This window comes from Bacillus cereus group sp. RP43 (assembly GCF_040459645.1).
Taxonomy (GTDB): Bacteria; Bacillota; Bacilli; order Bacillales; family Bacillaceae_G; genus Bacillus_A; species Bacillus_A mycoides_C.
Genome location: NZ_JARVHQ010000001.1, coordinates 3049575 through 3062567, shown reverse-complemented (window position 1 = coordinate 3062567; position 12993 = coordinate 3049575). Strand labels below are relative to the sequence as shown.

Here is a 12993-nt window from a genome sequence, read left to right as displayed (position 1 = left end):
TTTCTATTGAATTAATTGTAACTTTTTTACTTTATCATATCTATCCGTATTTTGTAACTGAAACTATGCAACATAGAAAAGTTAATTTTTCGAAAAAATAAATAATGATAGTATAGTAAAAAACCTTCAGTATTACATGTAAAGTAGGATGAGTGGGGGATTAAATATGTATACAACATTTTTATTTGATTTAGATGGAACAGTAACGGATCCTAAAAAGGGGATTGTAAATTCAGTTTTGTACGCCTTAGAAAAGGTTGGAATTGAAGAATTGCATGTAAGTGAGTTAGATTCATTTATTGGTCCTCCTATTCAGCAATCATTCGTAGAGAGATATAATATGAATGAAGGAGAAGTTGAAAGAGCTGTTTTTTATTTCAGGGAGTATTTAAAGCAACGTGGGTTGTTGGAGAATAGTGTATACGAGGGTATTCCAAATCTCCTAAAACAATTAAAAGATACCGGAAATCGTTTATTTATAGCTACTTCAAAGCCTACTATTTTTGCTAGACAAGTAATAGAGCATTTTCAACTAACGAATTATTTTGAAGATATCATTGGAAGTAATTTAAATGGAACAAGAATAAAAAAAGAAGAAATAATTGCTCATATTTTACAACAGAATGAAGGACTTTATAAAGAGGAAGTTGTTATGATTGGAGATAGAAAGCACGATATAATAGGTGCAAATCATAATGGAATTGCTTCAATTGGTGTTTTATATGGCTATGGTAGTGAAAATGAGTTGATTGAAGTTAATGCGACTCATATAGCGAAGGATATAGAAGAACTACACCATTTTTGTATAGAAAATAGTTTAATAAAAAAATAAAAATAGAGACTAAAAATCCCTTTATAACGTATGACGATGAAATCGTTTTTGTTTAAAGGGATTTTTCATATGTAATCGAATATGTATAATTAGACATTTTAGTATGAAAAATTTGTATGAATTAGAGGAGGGATGTCAGAAATGAAAGATTAGTAGAAATTTATCAACAAAAGATTGAATTTTCAGTTAAAAGGAGGGGTATAATTGGAGCTAGTTATTATATTATTAGCACTTAGCTTACTTATGTTTGTAGCCTATAGAGGGTTTTCTGTTATTTTATTTGCACCGATTTTTGCATTATTTGCGGTGTTTTTGACAGAGCCTAGTTTTGTATTACCTTTCTTTTCTAATATTTTTATGGAGAAAATGGTAGGGTTTATTAAACTATATTTCCCGGTGTTTTTACTTGGAGCAATTTTTGGGAAAGTAGTAGAAATGTCAGGAATTGCTGATTCTATTGCAAAGACGATTGTAGAGTTGGTTGGAGAAAAACGTACGATTTTAGCGATTGTTTTAATGGGTGCTATTTTAACGTATAGTGGTGTGAGTGTATATGTAGTGGTGTTTGCTATATTTCCGTTTGCAGCTAAGCTTTTTCGACAAGCTAATATTCCAAAGCGCTTAATACCTGGAACGATTGTCCTTGGAGCAGTAACATTTACAATGGATGCGCTTCCTGGATCACCACAAATTCAAAATGTAATACCTACAACATTTTTTAAAACGGACATTTATGCTGCACCGATACTTGGTATTGTAGGAGCAATTTTTGTTCTCACGTTAGGTTTATTATATTTAGAGAGTAGGCGTAAGAAGGCAAAAGCAGCAGGTGAAGGGTATTTTGGTTTTAACGATGGGAATACTGAAATGGCAGCATCTTTGGAATTAGAGCAGAAAGAAATACCACTGTTAAATCGTTTAGAAATTACGAGGGCACAACAACTTATTGCTTTTATACCACTTATTTTAGTAGGTGTAATGAATAAAGTGTTTACTATTATGATACCGAAGTGGTATCCGAACGGTTTTGACTTTTCAGCAATTGGTATGAAAGCATTTGGAAAAGTAGAATTGAGTGCGGTAGTTGGAATATGGTCTGTAGAATTGGCACTTATAATAGGAATTTTAACAACTCTTTTATTATATTGGAAACGGGTAGTAACAGGATTTCAAGCTGGATTGAATACAAGTATTGGTGGTGCGCTACTTGCAACAATGAACACTGGAGCAGAGTTTGGATTCGGTGGTGTTATTGCAGCACTTCCTGGCTTTGCGATAATGAGAGATGGTATCTCTGCAACATTCACGAACCCTTTAGTAAATGGAGCGGTAACAACGAATATTTTAGCCGGTATTACAGGTTCTGCATCAGGAGGAATGGGGATTGTTTTAAGTGCAATGGGGGATAAATTTATTGCAGCAGCCAATCAATTTGATATTCCATTAGAAGTTATGCACCGTATCGTATCAATGGCATCAGGAGGAATGGATACATTACCACATAACGGGGCTATTATTACTATTCTTACAGTAACAGGTTTAACACATAAACAGTCATATAAAGATATATTTGCTATTACAGTTTTGAAAACGGTTGCTGTGTTTTTAGTTATCGCATTCTATACTATTACAGGAATTTATTAAAAATAGATACGATATGAATTGTAAAGGTTTATTTAGTTAATATTTTATAAAATAAAGCATTAATAAGGGTAAGAAGGGGTGGAGTACTTGCAAGAAGTTGCTGAGTTTCGTATGCCGAAGTCTGTATTATATGGAAGAAATTCGCTTGAAAAACTGGGGGAACAATCAAAGAAATTTGGGAAAAGAGCTTTTATCGTTACTGATACAATTATGGAGAAATTAGGGTATGTTGAAAGGTGCATAAAACAGCTAAATAAGAAAGGTATTACTGTTATTACATATAATAAAGTGAATGCTGAGCCTACAAATTTACACGTATTAGAAGCGTTAACGATTTGTAAAGAAGGAAAGTGTGATTTTATTATCGGTATTGGTGGTGGAAGTTGTATTGATGCTGCAAAAGCAGTAGCGGTGTTACATACTAATGGTGGAGCAATTGAATATTACGTCCAAAAAGATGTTGAAATAGAAAATGATCCACTACCACTCATTGCAATTCCAACAACTTCAGGTACTGGATCAGAAGTAACAAGTGTAGCAGTAATTACGAATAAAAAAACAGATGTAAAAATGATGATGAAGCATCCGAGTTTTACCCCGCAAGTAGCGATTATTGACCCGATATTAACAAGTTCGGTACCACCTCATATTACTGCAGCGACAGGTATAGATGCATTATGCCATGCAATTGAAGCATATATTTCTAAATTTTCACAACCACTTACAGATGTACTTGCTCTTTCGGCTATTGAAAGTATTATGAAATATTTACGTATTGCATATGAAGATGGAGATAATATGGAAGCAAGGGAAGCAATGATGATCGCTTCATTACAAGCTGGAATTGCATTCTCAAATGCATCAGTTACGTTAGTCCATGGTATGTCAAGACCAGTAGGTGCACTATTTCATGTACCACATGGTATATCGAACGCCATACTATTACCTACAGTTTTAGAGTTCACAAAAACAAGTGCAGTGAAAAGGTTAGCCGAGATTGGACGCAATTTAAACAAAGATCTTTACTCATATTCTGAGGAAGAAGTAGCGAATTACACGCTTGCTGAAATAAAGAAACTTTGTTTTGATCTTTGCATTCCAAATTTAAAAGAATATGGAATTGATGAAATTGAGTTTGAAAATGCTATTTCTAAAATGGCCTCGGATGCAATTGAAAGTGGTAGCCCAGGAAATAATCCACGAGTTCCTTCTTATTATGAAATTAAACAGTTGTATCGAGACTGTTTTAATTATCAATATGAAGATTCTATAAAAACATTAGATAATTAATTTCAGAATATTCTTATAAAATTTCCTTGGAAATAGTTAAAACAAGACTTTATATTATAAACTTAAAGTCTTGTTTTATTGTGTATAATATACATAATAAAACATTGTTATTAGTTTAGAAAAAAGTTTAGGTAGGTGTGTTATATGAAAACGATAGGGCTTATAGGTGGTATGAGTTGGGAATCGACTTCGGAATATTATCGAATTTTAAATGAAGAGATAAAAAGTAGATTAGGAGGATTACACTCAGCAAAATGTTTGATTAATAGTGTGGATTTTGAAGAGATTGAACGATTTCAGTCTAACGGTGATTGGGATGGAGCAGGAGAAGTATTAGGGAATGCGGCGTATTCATTGCAGAATGGAGGAGCTGATTTTATAATCATTTGCACAAATACAATGCATAAAGTAGTGGAGAAAATAAAAGAGAATATTAACATCCCTGTATTACATATTGCTGATACTACTGCAAAAGAAATTAAAAGAAAAGGTATTCAAACGATTGGTCTACTTGGAACAAAATATACAATGGAGCAAGATTTCTATAAGTCACGTATAGAAAAGAATAATATAAAAGTAATAGTGCCATTAGAAAATAATAGAGAAAAAATAAATGAAATAATTTATACAGAATTATGTTTAGGAAAAATAACATCGCAATCTAGAGAGTATTATAAAACAGTCATAGAAGAGCTAGTGCAAAAAGGAGCACAGGGAATAATTTTAGGGTGTACAGAAATAGGATTATTAATAAAGCAGGAAGACGTATCAGTTCCGATATTCGATACAACTTTTATACATGCAATTGAAGCAGTAAATGTGGCTTTAGAAAATAGATTATAATTATATTATGTAAACTTAGTTCGTGTGTCTGGAAAACATTCAGAAAATATTTTATAATGTAAGTGGTTACATTTAAGGGGGAATGCGTATGTTTTCAGTTCAACCAATCGCATTTGTACATAATGAAAGAAAGGAAATAAAAGATGATGAGTGGGGAGATGTAAGATCCTATATTACTTTAACGGAAATGTATACAGAGGAAAGTATACAAGGGATTGAAGATTTTTCTCATATTGAAGTTGTTTTTTATTTTCATAAAGTAACTGATGAACAAATTCAATATGTTGCTAGACATCCTAGAAATAATAATGATTATCCTAAAGTAGGCATTTTTGCACAGCGTGGGAAAAATCGTCCAAATCGCATAGGAGCCACAATTGTAAAGGTAATTAAAAGAGAAGGTAAATCAATTATTGTTGAGGGGTTAGATGCTATTGATGGCACCCCTATATTGGATATAAAGCCGATAATGAAAGAGTTTATGCCGAAAGAAGAAATTCTACAGCCTAAATGGGCAACGGATATAATGAGAAAGTATTGGAAGGGGAATGGAGTAAAATGAGAATATATGAGGCAACAATTGCAGATTTAGATGGACTAGCATCAGTTTTTAATAACTATCGTATGTTTTACCGACAAGATTCCGATTTAGAAGGTGCAAAAGTATTTTTACGAAATCGTATCGAGAGAAAAGAATCCGTTATTTTCGTAGCAGTGGAAGACGGTGAATATATTGGATTCACGCAACTATATCCATCATTTTCTTCCGTTTCAATGAAAGAATTATGGATTTTAAATGATCTGTTTGTACAAGCGGCGAAGCGCGGATCTGGAACAGGTAAAAAGTTATTAGAAGCTACTAAAAAATTCGCATTAGAAAATGGCGCAAAAGGTGTAAAATTACAAACAGAGATTGATAATTTATCAGCACAGCGATTATATGCTGAAAATGGTTATTTGAGAGATAATCGTTATTTCCATTATGAATTAACATTTTAAAAAATGTAAGATTAAAAGAGACGTTTTCAAAATGAAAACGTCTCTTTTAAATTGTATTATAGTTGATTTAAAACCCAGTTTGTTGCATCTTCAAAGTTTTCTGCAATGTAGTTTGGCTCAATATGTGCCCAGTTGTCTCGGTACGTATGTAAAGCATCGTATCCAGCGCCTGTTCGAACTAATATTGTTGTCGCATTCACTTTTGCTCCTGCCACAATATCAGTCCAGCGATCACCAACTACAGCACATTCTGTTAAATCAAGCCCATGTTTTTCCGCTGCTTTAAGAAGCATGCCTGTACTTGGTTTACGGCATTCACAACCATCACCATGTTTATGTGGACAAACGTAAATATCATCAAAACCGAAATCTTTTAATTCTTGTACAAAATCAGCTACAGTCGCTATTCCATCCGCGATACCTGGTTGATTTGTGAAAGAGAAAATTTTTATATTTTGAGCTTTTAGTTTTTGCAGAGCTGCTTTTGTAAAGGGGAATAATGTAAAAGATCCAGGGTAATGTATTGTAGTGTCGCCGCCAATTGTACCGTCACGATCAATGAAAATTGCTTTAATGCTTGTCATAGTTATAGTCCCTTCAATTAAAAAGTAGTTTAAAAATGTTTTACAAATCGATATCCATTTACTTCATAACCTAATTTTTTGTAAAAAGGATGTGCTTCCACTCTTTTTGTTCCGCTAACTAGCCATGTTCCAATGCAATGATGCTTCTTTGCTAATTGTTCTGCATAATCCATTAACACTTGTCCAATGCCTTTCCGCCGTATTGTAGAATCGACGCTAATAATTGAAATTTCTCCATAACGAGTTACATCTTCTAAATTTTCGCGTATACGAAACCCAAGTAATCCAAATATAGTTTCTTCTTCCTCATAAACATATAAAAAATCAAAAGGACTCATTTGTACGAATTGCAATCGGTTGTTCATATCTTCATAGGAAATAGAGGAACCTTTTAATTCTTTCGTTAAAGAACAAAGTGCATCTATATCATCTATCGTCGCTTCACGAATTTGAAAAGACATATTATTCACTCCAATAAAATGTAATCAAACATTTAATATTCTGTTAAAAAATGTTTTTTCCTGCTATGAAAATAAATATTTTATAATGATATATAGATAGTGTTATTATTTTCCTTGATTGTATTGGGAATGGAAAGAAGGGGAATGTATGTTGAAGGTGAATATCCGCTCAGCTGGATATGAAATAGGTGAAAAAACAATTCATGATATTGCTTTTTCAATTGAAAAAGGTGAATTAGTTGCTCTTATTGGCGCAAATGGTGCCGGGAAAAGTACGACGATTAAAACGATGCTAGGCTTACTTGTAAATATGAATGGTGAAATATCATTTGGTGAAAAGAAAAATCCGTATGCATATGTGCCAGAACATCCAACATATTATGAGTATTTGACGCTCTGGGAACATATTGAATTATTAATGGCTGCTCGTGAGAATGAAGTAGGAAGCTGGGAAAGGGAAGCTGAAGAATTATTACATATGTTTCGAATGGATAAGCATAAGCATGAGTATTTATCAAAGTTTTCAAAAGGGATGAAACAAAAATCGATGCTTATATTGGCGTTTTTAACTAAGCCAGATTTTTATATAATTGACGAACCTTTTATCGGATTAGATCCAGTAGCTACGAAAGAGTTTTTAAGTTATTTATATAAAGAAAAAGAGCGCGGGGCAGGAATTTTACTTTGTACGCACGTATTGGATACTGCTGAAAGAATTTGCGAAAGATTTTTGCTCATTTCACAAGGTACATTAGTTGCAGATGGACATTTAGAGTCTATTCAAACGTTAGCAGAAATGCCAGGGAGTTCATTATTAGACTGTTTTGATGTAATCGTAAGGCGTGAACAGCATGATTAAAAAACAATTTTATAAAAGATTACGCCATGAACTTGAGCGGAAATGGAAGTCCATACGTTCGGTAACAGATTGGACAGTTGCGTTATATATAATTATTCCAGCACTTATATTTATGGGAATCTATTATCGATCACTATGGACGGAAACATTATCGATGGAAGAGACTGTGTATTTCGGATTAGGTTTACTCGCATTTTATCTTGTAACATATTCGAGAGGTGTACGCTCGTTTTTTGAACAAGCAGATAGCTTATTTTTAATTTCGTATCCAACTCATATGCGAAAATTAATTCAGTATGGCATGATATATACATTTATTCGAATAGCGATAACGAATGTAATGGTAGTAGTTGTTATGTTACCAGTGTTAATGAAAAGTATCGGAGCGACAAAGATACAAATCGTATTATTTTGGACATTCTTTACTGTATTTCGATTTATGTTGTCGTTGTTGACGAGATTTATTCATATACGTGTGGGGAAACGATGGCTACTATGGATTATAAAAAATGTAATATTTTCTATAAGTCTATCCTTTTTTGGATTGAGTCTGTTTCTTATTTATAAAAATCCATTTTATTCTATACTATGTATCGGTCTAGCAGTTTTTCTAATTATCGTATTGATAAAAGAAAAACTAAATTATAAAAATTGCTTTTTTAAAGAAGTTGAGAAAGAGAAAGAAGAAAGTATGCGCTGGACGAGTGGGATTATGCAAGTTGGTGGTCATGCGGCTAAACCGAGTAGTTCGAGTAAAAAACCGTGGATGTTTCCACATTCTAAAAGACTTTTAGGGAAAAAAGCTGATTCGCGTATCGTTGAATCTTTTTTGAAAGAATTTTTCCGTACAAGTAGTGCACGAATATTTTATATTCAAATTGTATGTATAAGCACGGTAAGTATTATGATGAGTCCGAGGTGGATTGCAGCTATTATTCTTGTATTTGCTTTAGTTGCAATTTCTCGTTATGCACGCGATTATTGGAATGAATTTACGAAAAAAATGTTTCTTCATTTATATTGTGATGAAGGCAAATTACTATTGTTAAGATGGAAGGCAGATCGCTATTTATTACTTCCAGTAATACTTTTGTATGGAATAGTTATACTTTCTCATTTTTATTTATTACCAGCTGTAATTGCCGGGATTATTTTTATAGTATGGATTGGTTGGATTGTATTTTTACCATAGAAAAAGAGCCGGAAAATGGCTCTTTTTCTAATCTGTCACACATTGATAAATAAAATATATTAAAACGAGTATGCTTACGGCGGAATACATGACATCTAAAGTCATCTGATTGCCTCCTCATTGTTGTTGTATTATTATTGTATGAAATCTTACAATTTCATATTCAAGTGAAAAATATGTGAACGTTAACAAAATTGTAAAGTGCAAAAATTACAATCATTTTGTATAATAGAAGAAACAACCGTTATATAAAATATAATGAGTGAAAGGGGAGGGAACATAAATGCCAAATTGGTTTAGAAAAACCTTAGTCGCATTAATTACCGTATTTACATTTGGTTTAGTGACGCCTCCTTCCATATTGCTTGATAATGCCAAAGCTGCGGACAAGCCTACGAGCACAGCTGGGCAACAAAATTTGGAGAGTACGTCCTATACATATGAAGAAGTGAATGACAGGTTAACCACCGATACTTTTATTACTTATGCAATGCAAGAAGCAGAGAAGCAGTCGATGCAAAAGTTTGGAACTAAAATTGGTCCAGTAATTGAAGATGAGTTTAAAGATGTAATATTACCGAAAATTGAAGAGGCAATTGCTGAGCTTGCCAATGATGTTCCAGAGGAGTCGTTACAATCATTATCGATTTCTCAGAAACCAGCTGGTGGAAATAATGAAAAGATTTTTCACGTTTACGATACGAAATCTGGAAATGACTTGCTACGATTTCATGTAAGAAGAGATCATCCACCGCAAGATGGTTATTATTTCAATTTCCACTATCATCGTTTTGATGATGGATACTCAGGACATCATGAATTAGGAAATATTTATTGGAATACGAATGTACCGCCAAAATGGCTTTCTTAAAAAGAACAAGAGAAAATCTTGTTCTTTTTTATGTTGACAAAAGGGTAAGACAACTATGTTGTTGAATAACATATGTTTAAGAAAAAGAAGAAAAGGGAGTATGAGAATGGAAAAATATATTGTTTTTGACTTTGATGGAACATTAGTAGATTCACAAAATATATTTGTACCGATCTATAATCAAATAGCTGAAAAGCATGGTTATAAAACAGTAAGGGAAGAAGAAATTGAGCATTTACGTAAATTAACGATGCCAGAGAGATGTAAACAACTCGATGTACCACTGTATAAACTACCGATATTGGCGCTAGAGTTTTATAAATTATATCAACCAGCTATAAAAGATCTCGTTTTGTTCCATGGGATGAAGGATGTATTAGATGAATTACATAAAAAAGGCTACGGGATTGCCGTCATATCATCGAACTCAGAAGAGCATATTCGGGCGTTTTTACACAATAATGGTATCGAAAATATTCAAGAAGTGTATTGTTCTAAAAATTTATTTGGTAAAGACAAAATGATAAAAAGATTTTTAAAATCAAAAAAAATAACAGAGCAAGATATGTTATATGTCGGTGATGAACAGCGAGACGTAGCAGCGTGTAAAAAGGCTGGTGTGAACGTAATTTGGGTATCTTGGGGATATGATGTCATTGAAACAGTAGAAAAAGATGCACCAGATTATATGGTTCATACGCCTATGGAAATTGTACAAGTCGTACAGGGGGCACATTCTTAATATGAATACACTTCGAGCAGGTATTCATCATATTGAATTTTGGGTCGCGAATTTAGAGGAGTCTATTTCTTTTTATGATAAATTGTTTTTGATAATTGGATGGAGAAAGTTAAATGAAGTAGCATATAGTACGGGAGAAAGTGAAATATATTTTAAAGAGGTGGACGGGGAAATTGTAAGGACTTTAGGGCCTAGACATATTTGTTACCAAGCTATTCGTAGAGAAGTAGTTGATGAAGTAGCAGATTTTCTTGCTAGTACAAAAGTGAAGGTAATACGTGGTCCGATAGAAATGAGTCATTATTCGGACGGATACTATACTATTGATTTTTATGATCCGAATGGATTTATTATAGAAGTAGCGTATACACCAAATGTAGAAATGTAAGGGGAATAAACATGAAGACAATTACAGCACGGCAAAACAATATACAAATAGTAAAAGATGCAGCAAATATTGAAGAAATCTCTAAAGGTTTCTCTCCTGATAAAAAATATATTATTACGACTATTGAAGATGAAAAGTATTTGTTACGGACAGGCGATATAAAAGAGTTTGAAAGAAAGAAAATAGAGTTTCAAATTTTAAATGAAATGCAAAAACGTAGTGTGCAAGCACAAAAGCCAATTGAAATGGGTTTGTTGGAAGAAGAAGGTTTATGCTACGGTGTTTTTTCGTATATAGAAGGAGAAGATGCGAAGAAGTTGTTGCCGACATATACGCCAAAAGAACAATATGATATAGGTATAGAGGCAGGAAAAGATTTAGCAAAAATGCATACATATGAAGCTCCTAAGGGTATACTTCCATGGTATGAAAGAGTAATGAAAAAACATAGCAAATATTTAGAAGCGTATAAAACATGCGGAATTAAAATTAAAAATGATGATAAAATTATTAAGTTTATAGATGAAAATGAAATGTATGTAAAGGATCGTCCAAATCGATTTCAACACGATGATTTTCATTTAGAAAATATAATTGTGCGGGATGGGAAATATGTAGGTGTTATTGATTTTAATGGTTATGATTGGGGCGATCCACTTCATGATTTCGTAAAAATTGCACTATTTGCAAGGGACATTAGTATTCCGTATTCCATAGGACAAATTACGGGATATTATAACGGGAAAATACCGGATGAGTTTTGGAGATTATATGCGGTATACGTTGGGATGACGGTTTTCTCTTCAGTTGTTTGGTCATTACGAGCAGCACCGCATATGTTAGATGATACGTTAGAACGCCTTACTATTGTTTTAGAGGATCATAAAAACTTTGAATTATCGAAGCCGATTTGGTTTCAACCAGAAAAGATTGATATGAAATAGAAAAGGTAGGTGTGATTCACATCTACCTTTATTTTTTACCATTCTTCGTTTTGAAGCAGTTGTAATGCTAACTTTAAATCAACATCTTCTTGTATATGTTCCGGAGTCCACGGGATATGTATATGCGGTTGTATACCAATTCCGGACATTCCTTCGCCTTTATCTATAATAGAAAGTCGTGAAGTAGGGTAGTAAAGAGCGAATGTATCAGCCCATTCCATTACTGCTAAATTTGAATAATCATTTAAACCAGCAGTAGGACGACCTATTACTTTTACTTTCAATGATTTTTTTGCAACTTCTACAAAAGAATCACCAGAACTTCCGCATGTAACATCTGTTAATATGACTACTCTATTAGGTGATTTTCGGCCGTGTATTTTTAATGATTGTAGTTCTTTTGGTAACCCAGAAGTATCAAATGTAATGAATCCTTTTTTATAATTCCTTTTTAAATCTTGAATAAACATATCAGTGAATAATTTGGAAAGTTCGTCTAAAGAATCATAATCTTCCATTTCGATGTCTTTCATACGTAAATGAAAGTTTCGTTCTGTATGGTTTAATTGCATTGTATCTGAAGAATCGAAAAGAGAAATCTCTTTGTCTTCAAATAAGTAAGGAAGTAGGTTGAAAAATGCATCATCACTTCCGCCACGATTCAATCGCAAATCTATAATTAAGTTGGGAAAAGAATTAAGCTCATTTTTGTGTGAGTCTAATAATTTATTAATAGCTTCAGTATTTGCGAAATCCGTCAAAGTAATTAAGAGTGTATCTTTATCATACTGTTTAAATGAATAAATAGGCGTGTATTCGCTTTGTTTATACTTTTGTAATGTAATAGTTTCGGTTACTCCATCTTCATCTATAAGGGTACAATTTGATGATTTTAATAAAACATAATCCCATTTTTCACGTTCATATGTAGCTTCATTTAGATACTTCTTATATTTTATTAATAGCTCAGGAACTTTCATATTATCTAATGCTAGAATAGACTGTCCTTTTTTCACTCTTATTTCTTGTGAAGTGGATGTAATATATAGGCGGTCTTCGTATCTTTTCACTTGGAAGCCAACAGTGTTAAGAGGTTGATTGTTAGAGCACATTTTGAAAAACATATGATTATCTTTAAAGTCTAGTAAGTAATCACGTACAATTTCTGTAAATTGTACTGGTGTTAATTCTCCTTGCTTCTCTAGTTTCTCAATTGTCTGTAAATAAGTAGTAGGATCGTCCCATCCTTCTTTATCTATACAGCCTGAATAATCGTGATGAGTAATCGAAACAACTTCTTTAAAAATTTCTGCGTACACGGCTTTTCCTCCTGATAATTTAATT

General features: G+C 32.9%; 15 protein-coding genes. 12 read left to right on the top strand and 3 right to left on the bottom strand.

The features are described from left to right. Nucleotides 1-166: 166 nt before the first annotated feature. From QCI75_RS16020 to QCI75_RS15995, 6 genes are all read left to right on the top strand, one after another. Nucleotides 167-832, top strand: a complete 666-nt coding sequence (locus QCI75_RS16020; RefSeq protein ID WP_144506206.1) for an HAD family hydrolase — start codon at nt 167-169, stop codon at nt 830-832. A gap of 204 nt (nt 833-1036) precedes the next feature. Next, on the top strand, nt 1037-2476 hold the full coding sequence (locus QCI75_RS16015) for a GntP family permease (RefSeq protein WP_144506205.1): 1440 nt from the start codon (nt 1037-1039) through the stop codon (nt 2474-2476). 87 nt (nt 2477-2563) lie between these two features. Then, nucleotides 2564-3766 (top strand): iron-containing alcohol dehydrogenase, encoded by a 1203-nt coding sequence (locus QCI75_RS16010; protein WP_144506204.1) that lies wholly within the window; start codon nt 2564-2566, stop codon nt 3764-3766. A gap of 144 nt (nt 3767-3910) precedes the next feature. Further along, nucleotides 3911-4609 (top strand): aspartate/glutamate racemase family protein, encoded by a 699-nt coding sequence (locus tag QCI75_RS16005; RefSeq protein WP_144506203.1) that lies wholly within the window; start codon nt 3911-3913, stop codon nt 4607-4609. Nucleotides 4610-4697: 88 nt separating this feature from the next. Then, nucleotides 4698-5171: an SAM-dependent methyltransferase gene (locus QCI75_RS16000; protein WP_144506202.1), complete on the top strand. Its 474-nt coding sequence runs from the start codon at nt 4698-4700 to the stop codon at nt 5169-5171. Then, the gene (locus tag QCI75_RS15995) at nt 5168-5608 is read left to right on the top strand and encodes a GNAT family N-acetyltransferase (protein WP_144506201.1); all 441 of its coding nucleotides are present in this window, start codon (nt 5168-5170) and stop codon (nt 5606-5608) included. The genes QCI75_RS16000 and QCI75_RS15995 overlap by 4 nt, the downstream gene beginning before the upstream one ends. A gap of 56 nt (nt 5609-5664) precedes the next feature. On the opposite strand, the gene QCI75_RS15990 is transcribed toward QCI75_RS15995, so the two are convergent. Beyond that, complete coding sequence (locus QCI75_RS15990) at nt 5665-6192, bottom strand: HAD-IIIA family hydrolase (RefSeq protein WP_144506200.1); 528 nt, start codon at nt 6190-6192, stop codon at nt 5665-5667. Nucleotides 6193-6221: 29 nt separating this feature from the next. Further along, entirely contained in the window at nt 6222-6653 is a 432-nt protein-coding gene (locus QCI75_RS15985) for a GNAT family N-acetyltransferase (RefSeq protein ID WP_000009780.1), read from the bottom strand. Nucleotides 6654-6801: 148 nt separating this feature from the next. Between QCI75_RS15985 and QCI75_RS15980 the strand changes: the two genes are divergently transcribed. The 6 genes from QCI75_RS15980 to QCI75_RS15955 all read left to right on the top strand — a co-directional run bounded on the left by QCI75_RS15980 (nt 6802) and on the right by QCI75_RS15955 (nt 11649). After that, nucleotides 6802-7512 (top strand): ABC transporter ATP-binding protein, encoded by a 711-nt coding sequence (locus tag QCI75_RS15980; protein WP_002168480.1) that lies wholly within the window; start codon nt 6802-6804, stop codon nt 7510-7512. Continuing rightward, nucleotides 7505-8704, top strand: coding sequence for an ABC transporter permease (locus tag QCI75_RS15975; RefSeq protein WP_144506198.1), 1200 nt, complete (start codon nt 7505-7507; stop codon nt 8702-8704). The genes QCI75_RS15980 and QCI75_RS15975 overlap by 8 nt, the downstream gene beginning before the upstream one ends. A 283-nt stretch (nt 8705-8987) precedes the next feature. Then, nucleotides 8988-9575, top strand: a complete 588-nt coding sequence (locus tag QCI75_RS15970) for a YpjP family protein (protein ID WP_144506197.1) — start codon at nt 8988-8990, stop codon at nt 9573-9575. Between the two features lie 106 nt (nt 9576-9681). Then, nucleotides 9682-10317: an HAD family hydrolase gene (locus QCI75_RS15965; RefSeq protein WP_186320885.1), complete on the top strand. Its 636-nt coding sequence runs from the start codon at nt 9682-9684 to the stop codon at nt 10315-10317. A gap of 1 nt (nt 10318) precedes the next feature. Continuing rightward, nucleotides 10319-10705 carry a VOC family protein gene (locus QCI75_RS15960; protein WP_001094650.1) on the top strand — a complete coding sequence of 129 codons (387 nt, stop codon included), beginning with the start codon at nt 10319-10321 and terminating at the stop codon, nt 10703-10705. 11 nt (nt 10706-10716) lie between these two features. Next, on the top strand, nt 10717-11649 hold the full coding sequence (locus QCI75_RS15955) for an aminoglycoside phosphotransferase family protein (protein WP_144506195.1): 933 nt from the start codon (nt 10717-10719) through the stop codon (nt 11647-11649). Between the two features lie 35 nt (nt 11650-11684). On the opposite strand, the gene QCI75_RS15950 is transcribed toward QCI75_RS15955, so the two are convergent. Beyond that, nucleotides 11685-12968, bottom strand: a complete 1284-nt coding sequence (locus QCI75_RS15950) for a S41 family peptidase (RefSeq protein WP_144506194.1) — start codon at nt 12966-12968, stop codon at nt 11685-11687. Nucleotides 12969-12993 lie beyond the last annotated feature (25 nt).

What these genes read in the sequence shown, in the direction of transcription:
- QCI75_RS16020 (WP_144506206.1), top strand. Translation starts at nt 167, where the DNA reads ATGTATACAACATTTTTATTTGATTTAGATGGAACAGTAACGGATCCT.
- QCI75_RS16005 (WP_144506203.1), top strand. Translation starts at nt 3,911, where the DNA reads ATGAAAACGATAGGGCTTATAGGTGGTATGAGTTGGGAATCGACTTCG.
- QCI75_RS16000 (WP_144506202.1), top strand. Translation starts at nt 4,698, where the DNA reads ATGTTTTCAGTTCAACCAATCGCATTTGTACATAATGAAAGAAAGGAA.
- QCI75_RS15995 (WP_144506201.1), top strand. Translation starts at nt 5,168, where the DNA reads ATGAGAATATATGAGGCAACAATTGCAGATTTAGATGGACTAGCATCA.
- QCI75_RS15990 (WP_144506200.1), bottom strand. Translation starts at nt 6,192, where the DNA reads ATGACAAGCATTAAAGCAATTTTCATTGATCGTGACGGTACAATTGGC.
- QCI75_RS15985 (WP_000009780.1), bottom strand. Translation starts at nt 6,653, where the DNA reads ATGTCTTTTCAAATTCGTGAAGCGACGATAGATGATATAGATGCACTT.
- QCI75_RS15980 (WP_002168480.1), top strand. Translation starts at nt 6,802, where the DNA reads ATGTTGAAGGTGAATATCCGCTCAGCTGGATATGAAATAGGTGAAAAA.
- QCI75_RS15975 (WP_144506198.1), top strand. Translation starts at nt 7,505, where the DNA reads ATGATTAAAAAACAATTTTATAAAAGATTACGCCATGAACTTGAGCGG.
- QCI75_RS15970 (WP_144506197.1), top strand. Translation starts at nt 8,988, where the DNA reads ATGCCAAATTGGTTTAGAAAAACCTTAGTCGCATTAATTACCGTATTT.
- QCI75_RS15965 (WP_186320885.1), top strand. Translation starts at nt 9,682, where the DNA reads ATGGAAAAATATATTGTTTTTGACTTTGATGGAACATTAGTAGATTCA.
- QCI75_RS15960 (WP_001094650.1), top strand. Translation starts at nt 10,319, where the DNA reads ATGAATACACTTCGAGCAGGTATTCATCATATTGAATTTTGGGTCGCG.
- QCI75_RS15955 (WP_144506195.1), top strand. Translation starts at nt 10,717, where the DNA reads ATGAAGACAATTACAGCACGGCAAAACAATATACAAATAGTAAAAGAT.